The organism is Sphaerisporangium rhizosphaerae, from assembly GCF_042665155.1.
In the GTDB taxonomy this organism is placed as follows: Bacteria; Actinomycetota; Actinomycetes; order Streptosporangiales; family Streptosporangiaceae; genus Sphaerisporangium; species Sphaerisporangium rhizosphaerae.
In genome coordinates this window covers 15,050-37,515 of the sequence record NZ_JBHTCG010000034.1, presented here as the reverse complement: position 1 = coordinate 37,515, position 22,466 = coordinate 15,050, and the positions used below count along the sequence as shown (strand labels likewise).

Here is a 22,466-nt window from a genome sequence, read left to right as displayed (position 1 = left end):
CAGAAGGGTACGTCTTGCTCTTCCCGCTGAAACGCGAGGATCCATTCGCGCCGCCGGCCGCCTACAAGGCCCGTGAGGACGGCGCTCCGCTGCGGGTTCGCCTCGCCTACGGCGGCGACGCGTGGCTGGTGACGGGCCATCGGACGGCGCGGGCCGTGCTCTCGGACGGCGTGACCTTCAGTTCCGACCCCACCTGCCCCGGCTATCCCGCCTTCCCCCTGTTCTCCAAGCGCCCGGTGCCCGGGCATTTCCTGGCGATGGACGCGCCCGACCACACTCGGCTGCGCCGCACGGTGGCGGCGCATTTCACCGCCGCCCAGGTACGCGCACGAGGCGCGGCCATGACCGCGGCGGCGGCGGGGGTGGTCGACGCGATGCGTGAGGCGGGCAGTCCCGGCGATCTCGTGGCGTCCGTTTCCGTGCCCCTGTCCGGCCTGAGCACTTCGGAGATCCTCGGCACCCCGCTGGAAGACCTCGATTTCTTCCTCGATCGCACACGCGACCTCCAGCGGCACGACGTCACTCAGGCGCAGAGGGCGGTTGCGGCGGGCCGGCTGAACCGCTACCTGGAAAAGCTCCTGCTGAAAAAGAAGCGCGACCCGGGGGACGATCTGCTCAGTGATCTGGCCGCCTCCGTGCCGGACGACGGCGCGGAGCCCACCGAGGACGGCCTCACCCTGAAGGAGGCCGTGGGTGTCGCCAACCTCCTGGTCATCGCCGGGCAGGAGACCTCCGCGGGACTGCTGTCCCTGACCGTGCTGTCGTTGCTACGCGATCCCGCCCAGGGCGACCTGGTGCGGTCCGATCCCGAGCGGTGGGCCGAGCCCGCCGTCACCGAAGCGCTCCGCTACTGGACGCTGGTCCAGCACGGGGCGGCGCGGGTGGCGACCCGTGGGACCGAACTGGCCGGTCAGCGCATTCGTGCGGGCGACGCCATCATCGTGCACCTGGCGTCGGCCAACCGCGATCCCGCCGTGTTCGCCGAACCCGACACCTTCGACATCACCCGCGAGACCCGGACCCACCTGGCATTCGGCCATGGCGCACACCACTGCCTCGGCAGCGCCGTCAGTCAGGCGCAGGTCCAGCGAGCCGTCGTCGAGCTCTTCGGGAGACTTCCGGCGCTGCGGCTGGCCGGCGATCCGCGAGCCGGCCTCGAGTTCCTCGAGGACATGCTCGTCTACGGCCTGCGTGTCCTGCCCGTGGCCTGGTGAGTCTCCTCTCCGCCTCCCGAAGGGACTTAAGCACGTGCCCGACGCCCCGCGTTCCGCCGAACCTTTCCGGACCGGCGACGCCACGCTCATGGACGGTTATGTACCCGTCGTCGACCTGGGCCTCGACGCTCCTCCTGACCCGCTCCGCCGGGCCTCCGTCGCGCGGGCCGTGGGAAAGGCCTGCGAGAGCAGCGGGTTCCTGGTGGTCGTGGGCCACTCGGTGTCCGCCGGCACCGTTTCCGCCTTGTACCGATCGAGCAGGACGTTCTTCGGTCAGGAGCGGGAGCGGAAAGCGCGGGTCGAGCGCGATCCCACCGACCCCCTGCAGCGGGGCTACGGCGGCTACTCGCGACTGGAGATGTACTCGGCCACGCGTTTCGGCGAGCGCGCCCTCGACAGGGACGGAGCACCCCCGGACCCCGCCCTGCTCTTCCCCAACCGCTGGCCGGCCATCCCGGGTTTCCGGGAGAGCTACCTCGCCTACCACACCGAGGTCGAGCGACTGGCCCTGGACATCATGCGGTTGTTCGCCCTGGCCCTCGCCCTGCCCGAGGACTGGTTCGACGACAAGTTCGCCCGCCACATGACACCACTGATGGTGAACTACTATCCGGCCCAGACGGCCACGCCGCCCGGCACGTTCCGCAACGAACCGCACACCGATTTCGGCGCCGTCACCGTCCTGTACCAGGACGAGGCCCCGGGCGGGCTCCAGGTCCGCGACCCGTCGGGCGGCTGGCTCGACGTGCCGCCCATCGAAGGGTCCTTCGTCGTCAACCTCGGCGAGCTCATGACGCGATGGACCAACGACCGCTGGGCGAGCACCGTGCACCGGGTCGTGAATCCACCGCGTGATCAGTCGCACCGGGACCGGATCTCGATCGCCTTCTTCTACCAGCCCGATCCGCAGGCCGTCATCACGGCCATTCCCTCCTGCGTGGGCCCCGACGACCCGCCACGGCACCCCGAGATCACCTCCGGTGAGTATTTCCTGGCCAAGTCACGCCGGGCGTATGTGGAACGGGTGATGGGACGGAGGCACACGTGAAATGAGCGCGGTCTTCGGAATCGCGGCTCTCGGCAACGCGCTCGGGGAACCCCGCTCGGTCGAGGAGTCGGCGCCGGACTACACCCACGAGAGGCTCAGAGTCCGCAACTGGGGTTTCCGTACCTTCCACAGAGCCCCCGACGACACGGGTCTGACCGACCTCGCCGCCGCGGCGGGACGGCGGGCGCTGGCGGACGCCGGTCTGGCGGCGGGCGAGGTGGACCTGGTGGTCCTGGCCGTGGCGGACATTCCCGAGCACCTGTACTGGGACCCCTCCGCCTCGACACAGAACAAGCTCGGGGCGCACCGTGCGGAGTCGGTCCTGGTGAATCAGGCCTGCGCCAGCGGGGTGGCCGCCTTCGACACCGTGGCCGGGAAGTTCGCCACCCACCCCGACTACCGCGTTGCCCTGCTCGTCGCGGCCAACCGGGTCTGCGAGGCGTACTGGAACCGCATGGATTCCAGCCCGGCGGTCTCCTCCGACGGTGCGACCGCGGCCGTCCTGGTGCGCGGCCATCCCCGCAACCGCTGGCTCACCACGGAAGTCATCACCGACGGGCGCTACGCCGACTTCAGCCACCTGCGCGGGGGAGGGGCCGCCCGGCCGTTCACCGAGGGAGCCGAGCCACCGGGACAACTGCGCAATCCCGCGGAACTGATGGACGAGTTCCTCGGGCACGACGTGCGGGCGACGATCCGGGTCGCCCGCCTGAGCAGGCAGAACCTGCGCGCGGTGGTGGAGGAGGCGTGCAAGCGGGCATCGGTGCCCCCCGAATCACTGCGTCACATCCTGCACATGAACGGAAGCCGCAAAGGCATGCAGGAGTTCGCCAGAGCGTTCGGCATCCCGCTGGACCGCACGAACGCCGAGATCTCGCTGGACCACGGCCACTTCGGATGCGCGGACCAGATGTTCGCCCTCGGCGAGAAGCTCGCGCGGGGCGAGGTGCGCGAGGGCGACGTGGTCGCCTTGACCAGCACGGGCAACGGCATGCACTGGGCCTGCACCCTCCTACGGATCTGATGGACATCTGATGGAAGGGGACCGACCCGTGCGCATACTGGGCCTCGGGGGATCTCATCACGACTTCTGCGCCTGCCTCGTTCAGGACGGCCGTGTCGTCTCGGCCGTGGAGGAAGAGCGCCTGACCCGCAAGAAGGCGGCCTTCGGTCTCGGCCCACGGCTTCAGCGCTGTCTGGCCGCGGATTACGTGCTGGCGGAGGCGGACGCCTCACCCGGCGACGTCGACCTCATCGTCGCCAACGACCTGCTCAACCGGGTCTACGCGCTGCGGTTCAAGGACCGCGTCACCTGGATCGGCCACCATCTGTCGCACGCGGCCAGCACCTTCTACACCTCACCCTTCGAGCGGTCCGCCGTGCTCGTCATGGACGGCCGCGGATCCGAGATCACGCGAAACGGCGAGCGGTTCGGCGAGACCATCACCTTCTACACCGGCGACGGCTCGGGTCTGCGTGTGGTGCGAGCGCTGCACGGACGCCTGGGGACGGCGGCGCGCCGCCTGGACGACACCTACGAGGACTCCATCGGCGGCATGTACGAGGCGGTGTCCAAGGCCATCGGCTTCTTCACGAGCGGCGGCATGGGTGCGCCCGGCAAGACGATGGGGCTCGCCCCGTACGGCACGGCGCGCTATGTCAAGGAAGTGGCCGAGCTGTACCACCTCGATGACGGCGAATTCCGCCAGTCCACGCGTCAGTTGAACCGGCTGCTGGCACTGATCGCGCAAGAGCTGAAGCGGGCAGGGAACGCCGAGGCCCAGGACGAGGTGCGGGCCGACGTCGCCTACGCCGTGCAGGCGGCGACCGAGCACGTGGTGCTCGAGTTGGCCCGCTGGCTGCACGCCCGCACCGGTGCGCGCACCCTGTGCCTGGCCGGCGGCGTCGCGCTCAACAGCGTCACCAACTTCAAGATCCTCCAGGAGACCCCCTTCGAGGAGCTGCACATCGTGCCGGCCGCCGGCGACCACGGCACGGCGCTTGGTGCGGCCTTGCACGCCACCTATGGCCAAGGACACGGCTCCTGGATCCCTTCTCCCGAGGCCTTCTCTCCCTACCTCGGACGCCTCTACACCGAGACCGAGATGCGGGCCGCTCTCGCCACCCACGGGGACCGGCTGCGGGTGTCGCGCCCCGACGACCTTTTCGTCCATGTCGCGGAGGAGTTGGCGGCCGGAGCCGTCACCGGCTGGTTCCAGGGGCGGTCGGAGATCGGCCCCCGGGCGCTCGGGAACCGGAGCATTCTCGCCGATCCCCGCAGGCCGGACATGAAGGACCGCATCAACGCCAAGGTGAAGCATCGCGAGCCTTTCCGCCCTTTCGCGCCTGTGGTGCTCGAGGAGCGGCAGGGCGAGTTCTTCACCTCGGAGGTGCCGACGCCGTACATGCTGCTCGTGCCGGCCGTACGGGAGGAGAAGCAGAAGGTCGTGCCCGCGGTGACGCACGTCGACGGATCGGCCCGGCTCCAGACCGTGACGGCGGAACTCAACCCGAAGCTGCACGGTCTGCTGACCGCCTTCGACAAGGTGACCGGGGTGCCTGTGCTCCTCAACACCTCCTTCAACGACAACGAGGAACCGATCGTGGAGACCGCCCAGGAAGCGGTCCGATGCTTCCTGAGCACGGGAATGGACCTGCTGGTACTGGGGGACTTCGTCGTGCGCAAGGCGGCGGCGTCATGAGCGCGTTCCCCGGAACCGCACCACCGCCGGTCGTCCTGCTGTGCGGAGGACTCGGGCTGCGCCAGCGCGCCGACGATGACGACGTCCCCAAGCCGTTACGGCCCCTTCCCGACGGACGGGCGCTGCTGTTGCACGTGCTGGACTACTACCGGGCCTTCGGGCTGACCGATTTCGTGCTGTGTGTCGGGTACGGCGCCGAGGCCGTGGAGGACCTGCTCCTCCACGAGTTCCGCGTCCGGTCCCACGACGTGCGGGCAGGTGCCGGCTGGCACCGCTTCGAGGCCGGCGGCACCCGGGTCACACTGGTCGACGGCGGACCCTGGGCCGGGAAATGCCTGCGGCTCCTGCAGGCCAGGGAGCACATCGGCGACGGCCCCTTCCTGCTCGGTTACGGCGATGTGCTGTCCGACTTCGACCTCGGCGCGCTGGCCCGCCGGCACCGCGCGGCAGGCGGGCTGCTCACCCTGACCGCGACTCGCGTGCGCTCGCGCTACGGCGAACTCTCGGTCGACGCCACGATGGCGGTCACGGGATTCGAGGAGAAACCGCTGCAGCCCGCGCTCATCTCGGCGGGGTACTTCATGTGCGCCCCCGGACTGTTCGACGTGCTCTCGCCGGACATCGACCTGGAGCAGCAGGTGATTCCTCTGCTGGTGGCGCGCGGGGCCGTCCACGCCGTCCTCCACGACGGGCTGTGGCTGCCCTTCGACACCTACAAGGACTTCATCGACGTGGAGACGCTGATCCACCAGAAGGGGTGCCCATGGCTGCAACCGATCTGAGCCGCCGTCACCCGCACGCCTGGGAGGGGAAGAACGTACTGATCACCGGGCACACCGGCTTCATCGGCACGTGGCTGTCCATGACGTTGCTGCACCTGGGGGCCCAGGTCGACGGCTTCGCCCTGGACGGCGAGCGCACCCCAGGGGGCGGTGCCGTTCTCGGCGATCTCGGCGTGAAGGGGACCGCCGGGGACGTCCGAGACTTCGCGTCGGTGCAACGGGCGATGGCGGCACGGGACTTCGACGTCGTGTTCCACCTCGCCGCGCAGCCCCTCGTGAGCGTCGGCCTGGCCGACCCCTGGGGCACCCTGACGACGAACACAGGCGGGTCCGTCAACGTCCTGGAAGCCGCGCGGCTCTGCCGGCCGGGCGTGCTGGTCCACGTGACATCCGACAAGTGCTACCGGAACAGGGAATGGCCCTGGCCGTACCGCGAGGTGGACGAGATCGGCGGAGGGTGCCCGTACAGCGTCTCCAAGGCCGCCGCCGAGCTGATCTTCGAGGCGTACGGATCCCTGTTCCGGCACGAGGGCGGCTCGGTACGTGCGGCCTCCGTACGTTTCGGCAACGTCATCGGCGGCGGTGATCACGCCCCCCGCCGCCTGGTGCCCGACGTCATGGCCGCACTGCGCGACGGCCGCCCCATCGAGCTGCGCCGGCCGTCGGCCGTCCGGCCCTGGCAGCACGTCATGGACGTGGTCCACGGCCTGCTGCTGCTCGCGGCCTCGCTGGCCGACGGGTCGGTGGAACCAGGTGAGGTGTTCAACTTCGCCCCGCCCGGCGACGGCGCGACCGTCCAGGAACTCGTGACGGCCCTGACCCGGGCCTGGCGCGCCGGCGGTGCGGACGTACCGGTCCGGGCGGAGGGCGACGGACGTTTCGTGGAAGACGAGTTGCTCCGGCTGGACGGGCGGAAGGCCGCGAGCGCACTCGGCTGGAGCCACGCCTTCGACCTTGAGGCGGCCGCGTGCGCGATCGTCGAGTGGGAGAGGGCGGTGGCCCGCGGGCGGTCCCCGGCCGACGCGACCAGCGCACAGATCCACGCGTTTCACGCCGACGACCGGACGGCTCGATTCCGACCAGAGAACAGGCTGCCCAGATGACCAACGGCCGACGCGTCTTCGTCCTGTCCCGCGAGTATCCGCCCAGCACGATCGGCGGCACCGGCACCGTGGCCCGCAACCTGTGCGTCGGTCTGGTGTCGGCGGGCTGGGAGGTCACCCTGATCACCACCGCGCCGCGATCCGGGACCGACCGGCGGGAACAGATCGAGGGGGTGCGGGTACACCGCTCGGCCATGGACGGCAGTTACAACACCGCGTCCGGAGTCTCGGACCAGACCGTCCGCGCCCACCGGCGGCTGTACCGGGCCGCCGAGGACCTCGCCGCGGAACTGGGACGCCCGGACGCCGTCGTCCTGCCGGATCTCTTCTGCTTCCCCGAGGCGGTCATGTTCGCCCGGCGGCACGCGATCCCCCTCCTCAACATCCTCCTCCAGGACTTTCGCGCCATCACTCCCTACGACCGGGACGCGCACCGGGTCACGAGCGGAGTGACGGCCGACCGCGAGCACCTGCTCCAGCTGGAACGCAAAGCGGTGCAGGACAGCGACCACGTCGTCTTCATCAGCCAGGCCCTGTCCGATGCCGTGACCGCTCACTACACCGACGGCCTCGCGCCGCACAGCCTGGTGCACCTGGGCGTGGATCCCGCCGAGATCGCCGAGGTACAGGCGGATCCGCGGTGGCGCTCGCGGCGCGACGGGCTGTGCGGCGACGGGCCGGACCGTCCGCTGCTGGTCGCCTGCGGCCGGCTCGTCCCGGTCAAGGGCTTCACCCAGTTGATCGAGGCACTGCACCTGATGGGCCCGGTCGCGCCGCCACGCGGCGGCTCGGTGGCCCTGCCGCACCTGGCCCTGGTGGGGGTGGGGCCCGAGGAGGGGACGCTGCGGCACCTCGCGGCCCGGCTGGACCTGACGGACCGCGTCACCTTCCTCGGCGACGTTCCCCGCCGGGAAGCGCTCGGCTGGATGTCGGTGGCGGACGTGGCCGTGGTCCCGAGCCTGTGGGAGTCCTTCTGTTACGTGTGCGCGGAGATGATGGCCTTCGGACGGCCGGTCGTGGCGACGGCGGTCGACTCGCTGCGGGAACTCCTGCCCGACGCCCGTTTCGGATACCCCGTGCCCGTCGGCGGAGAGCTCGGAAAGCGGACTCTCGCACCACAGGACCTGGCGGACGCGCTGCGCGAGGCCTTCGCCGACCCCGAGGAGGCCGCGCGCCGTGGTGCCGCGGCGCGGGCCAGGATCCTGGATCGCTTCACCAACGACCGTTTCGCCCATGGTGTCGCCGCACTGCTTCGCGAGCTGACGGCGGTGACCGGCCGTGCCTGAGACATCGGACGCGGTGCGTTCCGGCTCCGGCTCCGGCGCCGCCGGCGGGCCCGGTCCGCTGGACCATCGGGCCCGCATCGAGCAGCTGTGCGCGAGGGTCCCGGCCCCTGACCCGTACAGCCGCCGGCTCTCGGAAGTACGGCAGCGCACCCAAGCACGGCCCGCGGGCAGCCTCGGCAGGCTCGATGAGCTGACGCACCAGATCGCGGCCGTTCGCCGCACCCACGCGTCGGGACCGCTACCCGCCGTGGTGAGCGTCCTCGCCGCCGATCACGGAGTGGCCGCGCGGGGGGTGTCGGCGCACCCGCACGGACTGACCGGCCGGGTCCTGCGGCTGGTCAACGCCGGCCAGGCCCCCGTGAACCGGATCGCGGCCCGCATCCCCGCGCGGGTGGAGACGGCGGACTTCGGACTGCTGGACGCCGTCGGGGACCAGCGGTATAAGGTCGCCGCCGGCACGGCCGACATCGGCGTCGCGGACGCCATGTCGCCCGACGAGGCGCACCGGGCCGTCCTGGCGGGTGCCACCTACTGTGAACGGCGACTGGCCGACGCGGCCATGATCGGCGTGGGCGAGATCGGCGTGGGCAATACCACCGTGGCGGCGGCGCTGGCGGCCCGGCTGCTCGGCGTTCCGTCGGCGGGGCTGGTGGGCGCCGGATCCGGGGTGGACGAGCCAACGGTGCGGTACAAGCGGGAGTTGGTGGACCAGGCACTGTTCCGGGTACGCGGGGTGCCGGACGACCCGCTGCGGCTCCTCGCGGCGCTGGGGGGTCTGGAGATCGCGGGAAATGTGGGTGTCGTCATCGCGGCAGCGTCCCGCCACCAGGTCGTCGTGATCGACGGCACCATCACCGCCGTCGCCGCGCTGCTCGCGGTCCGCATCTGTCCGACGGCCGCGGGCAGCATCGTCGCCGCGCACCTGTCCACGGAGCCCGCTCACGCTCCGCTGCTCGCCGCGCTCGGACAAAAGCCCCTGCTCGGCCTGGACATGCGGCTGGGCATGGCGTCCGGCGCGGCGTTCGCGCTGGGTCTGATCAACTCGATGCTCGCCGTCGCAGGGCTCACCCCGCCGGCGAAGGCCGTGGGCCTGGCGGAACCGTCGTGATCCGCGGGGTGGTATTCGATCTCGACGGCACGCTCTTGGACACCTGGACCGTGCACCGCCACAGCCTCAGGCAGGCGGCGGTGACCGTGGGCCTGGTCGCGCCGAGTGCCGCGACACTGGCGACGGTCCAGCGGGCCACCGACCTGGACACCCTCAGAGCGCTGGTGGGCGACGAACGGCTTGACCGGGCCGACAGCGCCTATGGCGCCGCGCTGCGGGCGGCCCTGTCCACCCGGTCCGTGCCGGCCATGCCCGGCGCCGCCGAGGCCGTGGCACGGCTTCGCGCCGCGGATATCGCCGTTGGCGTGTGCACCGGACGCTCGCGGCGCGACGCCCAACGACTACTCGACGCGAGCGACCTGCTGATCGACCTCACCGTCGCACGCGAAGAGGCACACCGGCCCAAACCGGCCCCCGATGGACTGCTACGCGCCCTGGAACTGCTCGACCTCACCGCCGACACGGCGCTGTACGTCGGCGACAGCGCCGCCGACGTCGCGCAGGGCCGTGACGCGGGTGTGCGCACACTGCTCCTGGCCCGCCCCTCCCGTGTCCCCGGCCTGCGGGCCTCGGCCGACGGCCCCCCACACCTGGCGTCGCTGTGTGACCTCCCCGACCTCGTACGAAGGGACAGCACATGAGTACCCATAGCCTGTACGAAGCCGTTCGCGAGGCCGGGCGCCCTGACGACCCCGCTTTTCTCGCCGACCATGAGACGCACACCTACGACGAGCTGCTGCGCGCCGCCGCTGAGTTCGCCGCGTCCCTGGCCGCCGGCCCGGACCCGGGAGAGCCACTGGTATGCGAGTTGAGCGACCGTTGGGGCACGGCCGTGGTCACTCTGGGGTGCGACCTGGCGGAGGTCCCCCTCGTCCACCGCGACCCCCGGTCGCCCGGTTCGATCCCCGGCCGGCTGGTGCACGACGGACAGGCCCGCCGCCCCGGCCACGAGGAGACCGCCTGCCTGGGGGGACGCCTGTGGCTGCGCCACAGCCGGGACGGGACGCCTCCGCCGGCCGGCCTGCCGGCGCGGTCGCAGACGTTCCTGACCTCAGGGTCCACCGGCGCTCCCGTCGGAGTGGTGCGGACCGCCCGCGCGGTGCTCGCGGACGCCCTGCGCGTGGGCGGCTTCCTCGCCTACGCCTCGGACGCGCCGGTGGTCACATCCGCTCCCCTCTTCCACGCATACGGCTTCAACTACGGGCTTCTCGCGCCGCTCCTGGCCGGTGCGGCGGTCCGTTCCTGCGCCGCGCACGTTGTGCCGTCCCAGCTCGTGCGTGCCGTTCGCGAGTTGGGAGCAAGAACGCTCATCGCGCTACCCGCCCACTACGGCCTCCTGGCACGGTCTCTCGAACAGGGCCGCGACGACCTGGCCGCAGGGCTGGCCGGTCTGCGGTCGGGCGTGTCCGCGGGGGCGCCCCTCGCTCCGGGGGTGGCCGGGAGCGTCGCCAGGCGATGCACCTTCGCCTTCTACAACTGCTACGGGTCCTCGGAGGCGGGTGCCGTCACTCTCACGCGGGTCACGGGAACCGAGGACACCGGGTTCATCGGCGAACCCCTGCCTGGGGTGGAGGCCCGTGTCGTCCCGCTCGATGCGACGTCTACGGCCGGCGAACTCCAGCTCAGGACCACGTCGTTGGCGGCCGGGCGGCTGGGCGCGGGGGGAGTGGAGCCGCTCGCGGCGGCGGATGGCTGGTATCCGACCGGCGATCTGGCCGAAACGGTGGGCCCGGAGGGCGCACTGCGGCTCGTGGGCCGCATGTCCACCGTGATCAACATCGCGGGGAAGAAGGTCACCCCGGAGGAGATCGAACGGGTGCTGACCACCCACCCCGACATCGTCGACGTACAGGTACTCGCGGCCCCCGACGAGGCCAGGGGACAGGTGCCCGTCGCACGGATCGTGCTGCGGAACGACATCACGTCCGACGCGCTGGTGGGGTGGTGCAGACAGCGGTTGGCGCCGTACCAGATCCCGCGAAGCTTCGAACCGGTGAAGGAGATCCCGCGGTCGGCGACCGGCAAGAGGCTCGCTCAGGTCGATCCCGCCGGGCTCGTCACCGCCGAGGAACAGGCATGACACCCGCGGAGAAGACGGGCCCCACCCTCGCGGGCCGGCTTCGGCATCGTGAGGTTCTCGGCCGCATCGTCCTCACCACCGACGGGACCGTCACCCCCCTGTTGGAGCACATCGTGGACGAGCCCGTCGTCGCCGCACGGATCGACCAGCACTACGTCGACCCCGATGACAGGACCCGAGCTCTCCTCCAGGTCTCCGCCTGTGAACGGCTGCTGTCGCGGAGTACCGAGCTGGTCGGGGCACGGTCGGGAGCCGTGTACGTCCAGGCGCGGTCCATCGCCGTGCCTCGCGCACTGCCCCAGGAGCTACGGCACGGCCTGCTGCGCACCGGGGAGCCGATCGGAGCGATGCTTCGCCGCCAGCGCATCGAGACGTTCCGGGAGATCCTCGCGTACGCGCTCGACGGCGAACGACCCGACCGCTGGGCCTGCCGAGAGTACCGGATCTTCATCGGCGGGACGCCGGCGCTGCTCATCAGCGAGGTCTTCGGCACCAGCTGTCTGCACCAGTTCTGATCAATATAGGCGTCTGGAATCGCGTTGCCCATCCGAGGCCGGTTCACGTTCCATTGACACGTGCCTGCGGCGTCGCGGCGAGCCACGGCACGAATCGGCCGGGTGCGTGCCCTCTGCGATCCCCGACAATTCGCGTGACCTGCGAAATATCCTACGTGCGGCGGGGGAGACCGCCCCGTGCAAGGGCGGCTGATAAGACGGTTGACATGATTCAACTCATCTACTTTACTATAGACATCACTTGATGTATCGCTCTTAGTCGTCAGAGGTCACGCGATGCACAGTGGAGCGGCGTCCGGGGCCAGGTGCCCATGCTTGGACAAGACGCCGCCCGACACGGGGAATGTGAGCGTTGGCGCTTCCAGGGAAATCGAGCGGCGAGTCGACTATCAGTGACCACATGGACCGCCCTGGCTCCGTTCCGTTCGGCAAGACCGCGCAACCGCTCTCTGCCCGGGGCAGATCATTCGACACGGGGCGATGGCGCGTGGCCGCAGTTCGGCGGACGAGAGAATGCAGAACGCGTTGATCGAGAAGGGGGATATAGCCCACCAGCCGTGCACCCTCCCAGGCCGGTCAGCTCAGCGATGAGCGAATGACCGCCGATTCGCTGTTGAGCCTTGGTGTTCGTGGAGAGATGAGTGACTTCAAGCGCCGAATCCCATAGTCATCCATATTCCGATCGGATCCAGCTGAGTGCAAACGCCGAATATCTTGATATAAGCCGCCTTCCCACAGAGGTCGTTGCGCTGAGCTCACTGCGTGATGGTGATTACCCGCGATTGTCCGGTCAGGACCGCAAGCACATCGAACTTCTCGCCCAGACGGAGCAGCCGCTGCCGCCGATCTTAGTGCACCGCCAGAGCATGCAGGTGATCGATGGGATGCACAGGTTGCGCGCGGCCGAGCTCAGATGCGAACGAGAAATCGAGGCGAGCTTCTTCGACGGTGACGAGGAAGCCGCATTCATCCTGGCCGTGCGTCTGAACATCGAGCATGGTCTGCCGCTCACCTTGCGGGACCGCACTGCGGCCGCCGAGCGTCTGCTCAACGCTCATACGAGTTGGTCGGATCGCAAAATCGCGAATATAGCCGGACTTTCCGCCAGCACGGTGGGAGCCATTCGTCGGCGTGCGACCGGGCAATCCGGCCGGTCGAACACGAGAATCGGCCAGGACGGCCGTATGCGCCCGCTCGAAGCGGCCGAAGGGCGCAGGCGGGCGGGCGAGGTGATCGCCAGGAAGCCCACGGCATCGCTGCGTCAGATAGCGAAGGAAGCGGGCATCTCTCCGGGCACGGCGCGCGACGTACGCGCCCGGGTGGAGCGAGGCGAGGATCCGGTACCGTCCAGGCGGCATAGAGGTGTCACGCGGAAACACAACGCGGGCGAGGGCCCGGTGTCGCAGCTGCAGCTCGGCTCGGCCGTGCCGCGAGTCACGGTGCGCGCTCAGGTGCGCCAGCCGACGATCATTCTCGAGCTTCTCAGAAAAGATCCCTCGATTCGTTCGACCGAATCGGGGAGAGCTCTGTTGAAGTGGCTCAGCATGCATACGGCAGGCGCCGAGAAGTGGACACAGTATGTTGACGGCCTGCCGCCGCATAGTGCCAGCATGGTGATAGAGGCGGCTCGCGGACTGGTGCGGATGTGGAATTCCTTCGCCAAGGAGCTCGAAGAGCGGATGAAGGCCGATTTGAAGCCGTAGCCGAATTCGCCGGTGGTTTCAAAGCTCGGCAGGTCCGCCCCGCTTCGGAGTAGGGGCTCGTGGTCCCGAGATCGACCACCCGGCCGATGGAAACCCCGTCGCGATTCGGCGGATCGCACGCGCGGGCCGCCGGTCGAAAGACGGCGCCGCGCTGCGGCCCGACCTCACACCAGGTACCCGGCCCGCGCCGAGTGGGGATTCGGGCGACGCCCGGGCCAAGGCCGGGCGGCCGGCCACGACCACGCCGGCCCGGGCGACCGGGCGATCATCTGAACCGGCCGGGCCCCTCGAAGATCTGCCGGCCGAAGCTGCGGTTGAGCGCGGCGTGCCGTGCCTTGGCCACGGCGCCGTCCTGCCGGCGCAACAGCCGAGCCAAGTGCCGGGCGTGGGGGTTCTCGGCCAGTCGCACCACGCAGTCCTCGACGAGCAGGAAGTCCAGTTCGGCCATCAGGAACGCGGCGACGGCGTCGCCCGCGCTCGACACCATCGGCTCGTCGTGGATGTTGAAACTCGTGTTCACCACCATGGGCAGGCCGGTGCGTTCCTCATAGGCGGCGAGTACGTCATAGAGGAACGGGTCGTCCTGCCGTCGGAGAACCTGCGGCCGCGCCGTTCCGTCCACGTGCACCACGGCCGGGCACTTCTCAGCCACCCACGGGCGCACCGGGAGGCAGATCGTCATGAACCGCCCGCAATCCTCGACGTCGGTCGGTAGGGCATCCAACTCGAAGACGTCGGCGAAGCGCTCCGCCCGGAGGATCGGCGCGAAGGGCATGAACTCGGTCCGTCGCAGCTTCGCGTTCAGCCGATCGTTGAGCGACGCGTCCGCCGCGCCCGCTAGGACCGACCGCAGGCCGAGGGCGCGCGGCCCGAACTCCTGGGGGCCGCGGACCACGGCCGCCACCTGCCCCGCGACCAGGGCGTTGCTCAACATGCGGCCGGCGTCCAACGGCGTGAGGCGGTGGTGGACCAGGCCTGCTTCCCGCAGCAACGACGACGCGTCCTCACACGGCCTTGGACCGAGAGCCACCGTGTCGCGGGCCGGCCTCAAGCGCGCCGCCGCCGATCGCCGGACCGGCGCGGTCACCGCGTGTCGGTCGAACGCGGCCCGGGCGGCTCCGATCGCCAGGCCCTCATCACCCATCGGCGGGCAGACGAAGATGCTGCGAAACCCAAGGCGTGCGATCTCCAGGTTGACCTTGACGTTCGCGAACACCCCGCCGGAGAGCAGCAGCGGCAGGTCTTTCCCACAGTGCTGCCCGATCCACCGGACGATCGCCACGATCTTCTCTTCCAGGATGTCCTGGGCGGCTCGGGCGATGTCGGCGTCGTCATAGGGCAACTGCCGGCGGTACTGCGCGATCTGATGGTGGTTCGGCTCGTAGAACGGCGGAACGTCTTCCTCGAAGATACCGATCCATCCGTAAGCCTTCGGGGGCTTGCGCATCTGCCGGTGCAACCGCCATAGGTCCCGGCGGCATTCGGCCCGCGGCGTCCCGCGTGCGGCGAGACCCGTGACCTTGCCTTCGTGTTTGCAAGGAGTGAACCGGAGCAGTGCGGTGACGTCGGTGTACAGCGAGGCCAGCGTATCCAGTTCTCCAAAGCCGGCGGCCGCGATTCGCTCGATGGCCCCGGGCCGGACGTGAAAGACGGCCGAGGTGACCGGGCAGGTGTACGCGCCGTTGTCAGACGTCAGAACGATGGCCTCGGAGTGCCCTGAGAGGACATACGCGGAATAGGCGTGCATCTCGTGGTGGTCGAAGAACTCGAGCGGCCGGCCGAGGGCCGCGAGCCGTTCTCGCCATATCACAGGGAAGTCGCCCACGCCATCTCCGGTCCCCGGTGCCATGACATTTCGGAAGACGTCGTCGCTGGCGACGACTTTGCCGGGAGAGTCCAGGTACGGCACTCCGATCGCCTGAACCTGCCCAAGGTCGATGTCGGCGAGGGAGCGGTACGGAAATCGCCCGTCCTGTTTGACGCGCGAGAAGCGTTCCTCGCTGACGGCGTACTGAATGGTGCCGTCGGGGCCCACTAGACATACAGAGCTGTCGTGCATGCCGTTGTAATTGATGCCTAAGAACACACGGACTCCTCGGTGGTCAACGACGAGGGTTGGAAGCCGAGCGGCAAGGTGTCGTCTATGCAGCGGTCGTCCGCCCATGGATTCGAGCGGTAACGGCGTGTCGCGGGCCGAGCGGAGGCGCTCGGTCCCGGTCTCGATCGGAGGCCGCGGCAACCGTCGGTCGCGAAGGGGTAGCGGTTTGGGCCCGCCGTGATGGACGATTTATTGTAGTCGGATCTGAGTCGCGCATGGAGGCGCCGCTTATTATAGTCAGATATGAGCCGAACCTGGAGGCGCCGCTTATTGTAGTCAGATATGAGCCGAGCCTGGAGGCGCCGCATGACGGTTCGGACCGGACGAGCTACAGGGGAGCTGGTCGCATCCGATGCGTGTACTGATGATTTCTGATCATGCGGATCCCACATCACTGACAGCGAGAACTCCGACCCCGTTGACGACCGGATCGCACGCGGCGGGGGGGCAGAACGTTTACGTGCGGATACTCGCGACGGAACTGGCCCGCGCCGGCGTGCGAGTGGACATATTCACCCGTCGCAGCTCCGCGGACGCGGCTCGAACGGATACGATCGCACCTGGGGTCACGGTCGTGCGACTCGACGCGGGTCCCCCGGGAAGGCTCCCCAGGGACTCGTTTCTCGATGTCCTGCCGGAATTCACGGACGCACTGTGTGAGCATGTGAACGGTCAGGCGTTCACATATGACCTGATCCAGTCGAACTACTGGTTCTCCGGAATCGCCGGCTTGCGGTTGCGCGACCTGCTCGGCGTGCCGCAGGTCCACATGAACTGCTCTTTCGGGCATCTTCGGCGAGCGAGCTACGGTGAATGGCGTAATGAATTCTATGCCATCCGCGAGGATGCCGAGCGTCGCATTGCGAGAAGTGTCGCCGCCACCGTCGTTTCGAGTGCGTGGGAAGGCCGACTCGTGCGCGAGCGATTCGGGGCCGACCCCGATTCCATACACGAGATCCCGATCGGTGCCGATCGCGGATTCCGGCCGGCGGACCGGCTGGGTGCCCGGCGACGCCTGGGGATCGACGAGCGCGGGCCCGTGGTGCTCTTCGTCGGGCGACCTGAACTGCGAAAGGGCCTGATGACGCTGGGGGTCGCCTGGCAGACCTTGCGTGACCGCCACCCGGGCATGACCCTGGTCATGGTAGGGCCGGACGAGGCATCTCTCGCGGAGGACCCGAAATTACGACCACTGTCCGACCTCTTGCTGGAGGATCCTGCTCCGATTCTGGCGGGACCGGTGCCCCATACGGATCTCATCGACTACTACAACGCGGCTGACGTCACTGTAGTGCCGTCGCATTACGAGCCTTACGGCATTGTCGCGGTTGAAGCCATGGCGTGTGGGGTCCCGGTGGTCGCCTCCCGCGTGGGAGGCCTTCAGGACATCGTCGCAGATGGCGTCACCGGGCTCTCGGTCGACCCTGGGAATTCGACGGATCTGGCGAACGCGGTGTCGGAAATAGTCGCCGGCAAGCTCGGGCCGGTGCCCCTGAAGGCTGCGGTGACTCGTTATCGATCCCACTTCAGCTGGGCTCGCGCCACTCCCCGCTACTTACAGCTGTACAGCGATTTGGTGAAAAGCGGCGTCGAGTAGCGCGGATACCTGATTCGCAGGAGGTGCGGCGTGAGCAGAAGGTCGTTTCGCTTGCTGCTCGACGGATTGCGCTCAGGGCGGCGACCCGCGACCTGGGCCCAGAAGCAGATGTGGGTCTACCTGCGATGGATGGAGCCGGAGGCATCCCGGCACAACATCACCATGACGGAGGACGTCGTCCATGCCGAAACTTCGCTGGCCGGAGTCCTGACGGTCATCACGACCGTGATGCGTCGACACGAATCGCTCAGGACCCGCTACCGGCTCGACGATGCCGGGCGACTGCTGCAGTGCTTGTCGCCGCAGGAGACGGTCACCGTGTCCGCGTGCGAGGCCGGCGGCGTGGCCACATCGATGGGTTCGGACGACTCCGTGCTCTTGGAGGAACTGCACGCCGCGCCTTTCGACATGGCGAAAGACCTCCTGATCCGGTGGATGGTGATCACCCGCGATGGCGCACCCGTACGGATCGCCTTCACGGCGGCCCACATCGCGATGGACGGCACCGCGGCGATGATCCTGAGGCGCGAGCTCGGGTCACTGCTCGGCTCTCAGGACACGGCCGTGGCCGAGAGGTCTCTGGGCGCCCCGGGTCGTCAGCCCTTCGAGCGGGCGGAATTCGAATGCTCGGTCTCAGGCCGGAAACGATCAGGGCGTGCCGCGCGTCAATGGCGCGGAATCCTGGAGGGGATGCCGCGCACGCTCATGAGCGTGGACCACTCACCTGAAGCAGTGGATCCGCGGTTCATCGCGGGCCACCTGCGATCGCGCGCCCTCGGGCCCGCCCTGCGCGTTCTCGCACGACGCCTGTCGACCAGCACGACCAATGTCGCCCTCGCCGCGACGGCCTACGTCTTGGCTCGCGCCGGGGGGGTGACGCGGTGTGCGGTCGCCCTCGTCTACAGCAACCGGGCCGTACCCGAGGATGAGCGTTCGGTCGCCACTCTCGTTCAGAACGTCTGCGCGGTCATCGATACGAGCCGCCCGAACTTCGGTGAACTGGTCGATGCGAGCCGTCGAGCGGCTCTTCAAGGCTACCTGTCCGGTCCTTACGATCCCGTGCTCATAGACCGGACGCGCGATGAGATCGCCTGGCGCCGCGGAATCGAGCCGGATCTTTCCACCTTCTTCAACGACATCCGCTCGCTTGGGCACCTCCCATGCGAAGACGTCGACGACGACGAGATGAGTGCGGAGGACATCCGGAAGTGGAGTCGAGGCAGCGAGTTCACCTGGAGTCCCGGTGTGGCTCACGAGTACGTGCGGATGTCCGTCCTGCTCGCCGACGACGCGCCCGGATGGACGCGGCTCGGTGTCGCGGCTGACAGCCGGTGCTACCCGCCGGGTCTTGCCCGGCTGATCATCCAGGGCATCGAGCGGGTCGTCGTCGCGGCTCTGGACGACATGCACCTCGATCACCTCGCTCCGGAGGTCGGTGTGTCCCCGCCCGCCCGTGGCGGCGACTGGCTGGTCGTCGAGGATGCTTGGGTGGACACCGGAGCTGTGCACGAACTCGTCACGACGGCGACGGGATGCCGAGCCGAGGACGTCTCCGTGAGCGCGGACGACGGCCTTCTGACCGTCCGTCTGCGCAGCGGGGACACCGTGCTGACGCCGGAGCTCGCGCACGCGGCCTGTATGCGCGAGCTGCTCAGCGACCGGCGGTCTGCCCACGGAGCCGAGACCGAGCCGGTCCTGCCTCGGATGTGGCTGGGTGAGGCCATGGCGCCGAGGTGGCCTACGGCCATGGCGCCGCAGCGTTACATGATCTATGCGTGTCCGCAGGACGGCCCGGAGGGGTGCTCGCCCGTGTGGAACGACGGCGACCTTCTGGCCGACGGACCCGGACGATCGAGGTGACCCCCTGAATCCCCCGACCTGTGAAGTGGGGGGTTCCGGGTGCCCTGGAGCGGTCTGCCCCCGATTTCGGCCGATGGCCGGCGCCTGAAACGGAAATGCAGGCCAGGCGCATGGCCTGACCTGCATGAACGTGGTGGGCGATACTGGGATTGAACCAGTGGCCTCTACCGTGTCAAGGTAGCGCTCTCCCACTGAGCTAATCGCCCGCGCTGCGTGAAGCAGAGGTGGAGACGGGATTTGAACCCGTGTACGCGGCTTTGCAGGCCGCTGCCTCGCCTCTCGGCCACTCCACCGGGCGAGGCCTCGTCGCGGCAAGGCCTCTCCGAGCGGACGACGGGATTCGAACCCGCGACCCTCACCTTGGCAAGGTGATGCTCTACCAGCTGAGCCACGTCCGCGTGATCGGCCGGTGAACACCCGGCCTCACGCAGAGAACTCTAGCGAATCCCGGCCGACTCCCCAAACTCAGAGCGCGCCGACCTGCTCCGCGTACCAGGTGATTCCGGCCACGTGCTCGGCGATCCGGCGCAGCGTCCAGTTCGGGTCCCGGGGAAGATCCCACTCCGCCGGACCCGCGGTCGCGTAACGGTGCAGGTAGCAGGCCCCGAGTCGCGTCCACCGCGAGCGGGCCTCGGCCAGGTCCAGCTCGGTGAGGCGCGCCCAGTCCGCCTCCAGTGTCACCGCGCGCCCGTGCCGGCCATCGGGCTGGGACGGTGTCCCGGCGAGCAGCGCCTCCACCTCGGCGAGGTGGTCGACCAGGTGGTCCTGGATCCGCCTGGCCGCCTTGGCCGGAGTCCAGACGTTCTCCCCGTCGGTCACGATGGGACGGCCGTCCCAGGCATGCCAGGTCGCGGCCAGGGCCAGGCAGCGCTCGACGGCCGCCACGACGAGCGCCCCCGGGTTGCCGTCCGCCTCCGCCACGGGGGCGGGGATGACGTCGCCGGTGCTGGGAGGGACGTCGCCGACGGGAGGGGAGATGGCGACGTCCATGGTGGGGGAGGGGGTCGTGATGCCGGCGGCGGGCGCCTGCGGTGCGGTCATGCTTCGATGCTGGTGGAAGCATGGTTGGGCTACGGTCGAAACATGGTTGCCGAGTACGTGGCGTACGACGCCGACATCGCGGCGGTCGCCTCGCTGATCGCCGACCCCACCCGGGCTGCGGTGCTGACCGCCCTGCTGGACGGCCGGGCGCTGGCCGCCGGCGAGCTGGCCCGGCTGGCCGGGGTGAGCGCGGCCACGGCCAGTGCGCACCTCGCCCGGCTGCTGGCGGGCGGGCTGGTCACCGTGGTCAGCCAGGGCCGCCACCGCTACTACCGGCTGTCAGGCCCCGAGGTGGCCGAGGTGCTGGAGGTGCTGGCCCGGGTGAGCCCCCGCCCGCAGGTGCGGTCCCTGCGCCAGTCGCGGCAGGCCCGCATGCTGCGCGAGGCGCGCACCTGCTACGACCACCTGGCCGGACGGGCCGGGGTGAAGCTGCTGGAGGCCATGCTGGCGGCCGGGCACCTGGCCGGCCGCGACTCCTACGAGCTCACCGCGCACGGCGGGCGGGCCCTGGCGGAGCTGGGCGTCGACGTCGACGCCGTGCGGGCCGTCCGCCGCCGCTTCGCGCCCGCCTGCATGGACTGGACCGAGCGCCGTCCCCATCTGGCGGGCGCGCTCGGCGCGGCGATCACCCGGTCGCTGCTGGAGCGCGGGTGGTACCGCCCGGGGCCCGCGCCGCGCCTGCTGGAGCTGACCGACCTGGGCGGCGAGGGGCTGGCCGCGATGTTCTCCTGTAAGGGGCTAACATCCAATACGCCAGTTACCTAAGCGAGAGAGTGACACCATGCGCGACAACGAGGTCGTGGAGATCGGTCCCGAGCCGCTGAGCTTCGCCGACGTCATCGAGGTCGCCCGCGGCGGCGCCGCCGTCCGCCTCACCGACGAGGCGGTCGCGGCCATCGCCGCCTCCCGGGCGCGCGTCGAGGAGCTCGCCGAGAGCCCCGTCCCCGCCTATGGTGTCTCGACGGGGTTCGGCGCCCTGGCCACCCGGCACATCGACCCCGCGCTGCGCGCCCAGCTGCAGCGGTCCCTGATCCGCTCGCACGCCGCGGGGTCGGGCCCCGAGGTCGAGACCGAGGTCGTCCGGGCCATGATGCTGCTGCGCCTGCACACCCTGGCCACCGGGCACACCGGGGTACGGCCCGCCACCGCCCTGACCCTGGCCGGGATGCTGAGCGCCCGAATCACCCCCGTGGTCCACGAGTACGGCAGCCTCGGCTGCTCGGGTGACCTGGCCCCGCTCTCCCACGTCGCCCTCGCCCTCATGGGGGAGGGGCCCGTACGCGATCGCGACGGCGAGCACACCACCGCCGCCGAGGCGCTGAAGCGGGCCGGCCTCGAGCCGGTCGAGCTGGAGGCCAAGGAGGGCCTCGCCCTGGTCAACGGCACCGACGGCATGCTCGGCATGCTCGTGCTCGCCCTGCACGACCTCACCCGGCTGCTCAAGACCGCCGATGTGAGCGCGGCCATGAGCGTGGAGGCCCTGCTCGGCACCGACCGGGTCTTCGCCCCCGAACTGCAGGCGCTGCGCCCCCACCCCGGCCAGGCCGCCTCGGCCGCCAACCTGCGCGCCCTGCTGCGCGACTCCGGGATCATGGCCTCCCATCGCGACGACTCCTGCACCCGCGTCCAGGACGCCTACTCGCTGCGCTGCGCCCCGCAGGTCGCCGGCGCCGCCCGCGACACCCTCGACCACGCCGCCACCGTCGCCGGCCGCGAGCTGGCCTCGGCCGTCGACAACCCCGTGGTGCTCGCCGACGGCAGGGTGGAGTCCAACGGCAACTTCCACGGCGCCCCGGTCGGCTACGTCCTGGACTTCCTGGCGATCGCCGTCGCCGACGTCGCCTCGATGGCCGAGCGGCGCACCGACCGCATGCTGGACGTCGCCCGCAGCCACGGCCTGCCCGCCTTCCTGGCCGACGACCCGGGCGTGGACTCCGGGCACATGATCGCCCAGTACACGCAGGCGGCCATCGTCTCGGAGCTCAAGCGGCTGGCCGTGCCCGCCAGCGTCGACTCCATCCCCAGCTCGGCGATGCAGGAGGACCACGTCTCCATGGGCTGGTCGGCGGCCCGCAAGCTGCGCCGCGCCGTCGACGGGCTCACCCGGGTGCTCGCCGTCGAGGTGCTCACCGCCGCCCGCGCCATCGACCTGCGCCGGCCGCTGGAGCCCGCTCCGGCCACCGGCGCCGTGGTCGCCGCCCTGCGCCAGGAGGTGGCCGGCCCCGGGCCCGACCGGTTCCTCGCCCCGGAGATCGAGTCGGTGACCCGCCTGGTGGCCGGCGGCGGCGTCGTCGCGGCGGCCGAGTCGGTCACCGGCCCGCTCGCCTGA

General features: G+C 69.9%; 18 protein-coding genes and 3 tRNA genes. 16 read left to right on the top strand and 5 right to left on the bottom strand.

Annotated elements, in window-relative coordinates:
- Window positions 1-14: 14 nt before the first annotated feature.
- From ACFQSB_RS33300 to ACFQSB_RS33245, 12 genes are all read left to right on the top strand, one after another.
- Window positions 15-1,214, top strand: a complete 1,200-nt coding sequence (locus ACFQSB_RS33300) for a cytochrome P450 (RefSeq protein ID WP_380830798.1) — start codon at window positions 15-17, stop codon at window positions 1,212-1,214.
- 34 nt (window positions 1,215-1,248) lie between these two features.
- Window positions 1,249-2,262, top strand: a complete 1,014-nt coding sequence (locus tag ACFQSB_RS33295; RefSeq protein ID WP_380830797.1) for an isopenicillin N synthase family dioxygenase — start codon at window positions 1,249-1,251, stop codon at window positions 2,260-2,262.
- A gap of 1 nt (window position 2,263) precedes the next feature.
- Window positions 2,264-3,286 carry a 3-oxoacyl-[acyl-carrier-protein] synthase III C-terminal domain-containing protein gene (locus ACFQSB_RS33290; RefSeq protein WP_380830796.1) on the top strand — a complete coding sequence of 341 codons (1,023 nt, stop codon included), beginning with the start codon at window positions 2,264-2,266 and terminating at the stop codon, window positions 3,284-3,286.
- Window positions 3,287-3,314: 28 nt separating this feature from the next.
- Entirely contained in the window at window positions 3,315-4,964 is a 1,650-nt protein-coding gene (locus tag ACFQSB_RS33285) for a carbamoyltransferase family protein (protein WP_380830795.1), read from the top strand.
- A complete protein-coding gene (locus ACFQSB_RS33280) occupies window positions 4,961-5,746 on the top strand; it encodes a sugar phosphate nucleotidyltransferase (protein ID WP_380830794.1) in 786 nt (261 codons plus the stop codon). Before ACFQSB_RS33285 ends, ACFQSB_RS33280 begins: the two co-directional genes overlap by 4 nt.
- Window positions 5,728-6,849: a CDP-glucose 4,6-dehydratase gene (rfbG, locus tag ACFQSB_RS33275; RefSeq protein ID WP_380830793.1), complete on the top strand. Its 1,122-nt coding sequence runs from the start codon at window positions 5,728-5,730 to the stop codon at window positions 6,847-6,849. Before ACFQSB_RS33280 ends, rfbG begins: the two co-directional genes overlap by 19 nt.
- Window positions 6,846-8,135, top strand: coding sequence for a glycosyltransferase family 4 protein (locus tag ACFQSB_RS33270; protein WP_380830792.1), 1,290 nt, complete (start codon window positions 6,846-6,848; stop codon window positions 8,133-8,135). Before rfbG ends, ACFQSB_RS33270 begins: the two co-directional genes overlap by 4 nt.
- The gene (locus tag ACFQSB_RS33265) at window positions 8,128-9,243 is read left to right on the top strand and encodes a nicotinate-nucleotide--dimethylbenzimidazole phosphoribosyltransferase (protein ID WP_380830791.1); all 1,116 of its coding nucleotides are present in this window, start codon (window positions 8,128-8,130) and stop codon (window positions 9,241-9,243) included. The genes ACFQSB_RS33270 and ACFQSB_RS33265 overlap by 8 nt, the downstream gene beginning before the upstream one ends.
- A gap of 8 nt (window positions 9,244-9,251) precedes the next feature.
- The gene (locus ACFQSB_RS33260; protein WP_380830790.1) at window positions 9,252-9,884 is read left to right on the top strand and encodes an HAD family hydrolase; all 633 of its coding nucleotides are present in this window, start codon (window positions 9,252-9,254) and stop codon (window positions 9,882-9,884) included.
- Window positions 9,881-11,323, top strand: coding sequence for a class I adenylate-forming enzyme family protein (locus tag ACFQSB_RS33255; protein WP_380830789.1), 1,443 nt, complete (start codon window positions 9,881-9,883; stop codon window positions 11,321-11,323). Before ACFQSB_RS33260 ends, ACFQSB_RS33255 begins: the two co-directional genes overlap by 4 nt.
- On the top strand, window positions 11,320-11,838 hold the full coding sequence (locus ACFQSB_RS33250) for a chorismate--pyruvate lyase family protein (protein ID WP_380830788.1): 519 nt from the start codon (window positions 11,320-11,322) through the stop codon (window positions 11,836-11,838). Before ACFQSB_RS33255 ends, ACFQSB_RS33250 begins: the two co-directional genes overlap by 4 nt.
- 641 nt (window positions 11,839-12,479) lie before the next feature.
- Window positions 12,480-13,541 carry a ParB/RepB/Spo0J family partition protein gene (locus tag ACFQSB_RS33245; protein ID WP_380830787.1) on the top strand — a complete coding sequence of 354 codons (1,062 nt, stop codon included), beginning with the start codon at window positions 12,480-12,482 and terminating at the stop codon, window positions 13,539-13,541.
- 265 nt (window positions 13,542-13,806) lie between these two features.
- Here the strand turns inward: ACFQSB_RS33245 and ACFQSB_RS33240 are convergent, their stop codons facing one another.
- Window positions 13,807-15,627 (bottom strand): carbamoyltransferase C-terminal domain-containing protein, encoded by a 1,821-nt coding sequence (locus ACFQSB_RS33240; RefSeq protein ID WP_380830786.1) that lies wholly within the window; start codon window positions 15,625-15,627, stop codon window positions 13,807-13,809.
- 364 nt (window positions 15,628-15,991) lie between these two features.
- Here ACFQSB_RS33240 and ACFQSB_RS33235 point away from each other — a divergent pair, with 364 nt between their 5' ends.
- Together ACFQSB_RS33235 and ACFQSB_RS33230 are read left to right on the top strand one after the other, a co-directional pair.
- Window positions 15,992-17,236: a glycosyltransferase gene (locus ACFQSB_RS33235; RefSeq protein WP_380830785.1), complete on the top strand. Its 1,245-nt coding sequence runs from the start codon at window positions 15,992-15,994 to the stop codon at window positions 17,234-17,236.
- 51 nt (window positions 17,237-17,287) lie between these two features.
- Window positions 17,288-19,096, top strand: a complete 1,809-nt coding sequence (locus ACFQSB_RS33230) for a condensation domain-containing protein (RefSeq protein ID WP_380830784.1) — start codon at window positions 17,288-17,290, stop codon at window positions 19,094-19,096.
- A gap of 131 nt (window positions 19,097-19,227) precedes the next feature.
- On the opposite strand, the gene ACFQSB_RS33225 is transcribed toward ACFQSB_RS33230, so the two are convergent.
- The 4 genes from ACFQSB_RS33225 to ACFQSB_RS33210 all read right to left on the bottom strand — a co-directional run bounded on the left by ACFQSB_RS33225 (window position 19,228) and on the right by ACFQSB_RS33210 (window position 20,137).
- A tRNA-Val gene (locus tag ACFQSB_RS33225) sits at window positions 19,228-19,302 on the bottom strand.
- 16 nt (window positions 19,303-19,318) lie between these two features.
- Window positions 19,319-19,389: transfer RNA gene (locus tag ACFQSB_RS33220), tRNA-Cys, on the bottom strand.
- A gap of 32 nt (window positions 19,390-19,421) precedes the next feature.
- Window positions 19,422-19,494 (bottom strand) — tRNA-Gly (locus tag ACFQSB_RS33215).
- A gap of 67 nt (window positions 19,495-19,561) precedes the next feature.
- Entirely contained in the window at window positions 19,562-20,137 is a 576-nt protein-coding gene (locus ACFQSB_RS33210; RefSeq protein ID WP_380830783.1) for a hypothetical protein, read from the bottom strand.
- Window positions 20,138-20,179: 42 nt separating this feature from the next.
- On the opposite strand from ACFQSB_RS33210, the gene ACFQSB_RS33205 reads away from it, so the two are divergent.
- Window positions 20,180-20,902: an ArsR/SmtB family transcription factor gene (locus tag ACFQSB_RS33205; protein WP_354847649.1), complete on the top strand. Its 723-nt coding sequence runs from the start codon at window positions 20,180-20,182 to the stop codon at window positions 20,900-20,902.
- A 16-nt stretch (window positions 20,903-20,918) separates the two neighbouring features.
- Window positions 20,919-22,466: a histidine ammonia-lyase gene (gene hutH / locus ACFQSB_RS33200; RefSeq protein ID WP_380830782.1), complete on the top strand. Its 1,548-nt coding sequence runs from the start codon at window positions 20,919-20,921 to the stop codon at window positions 22,464-22,466.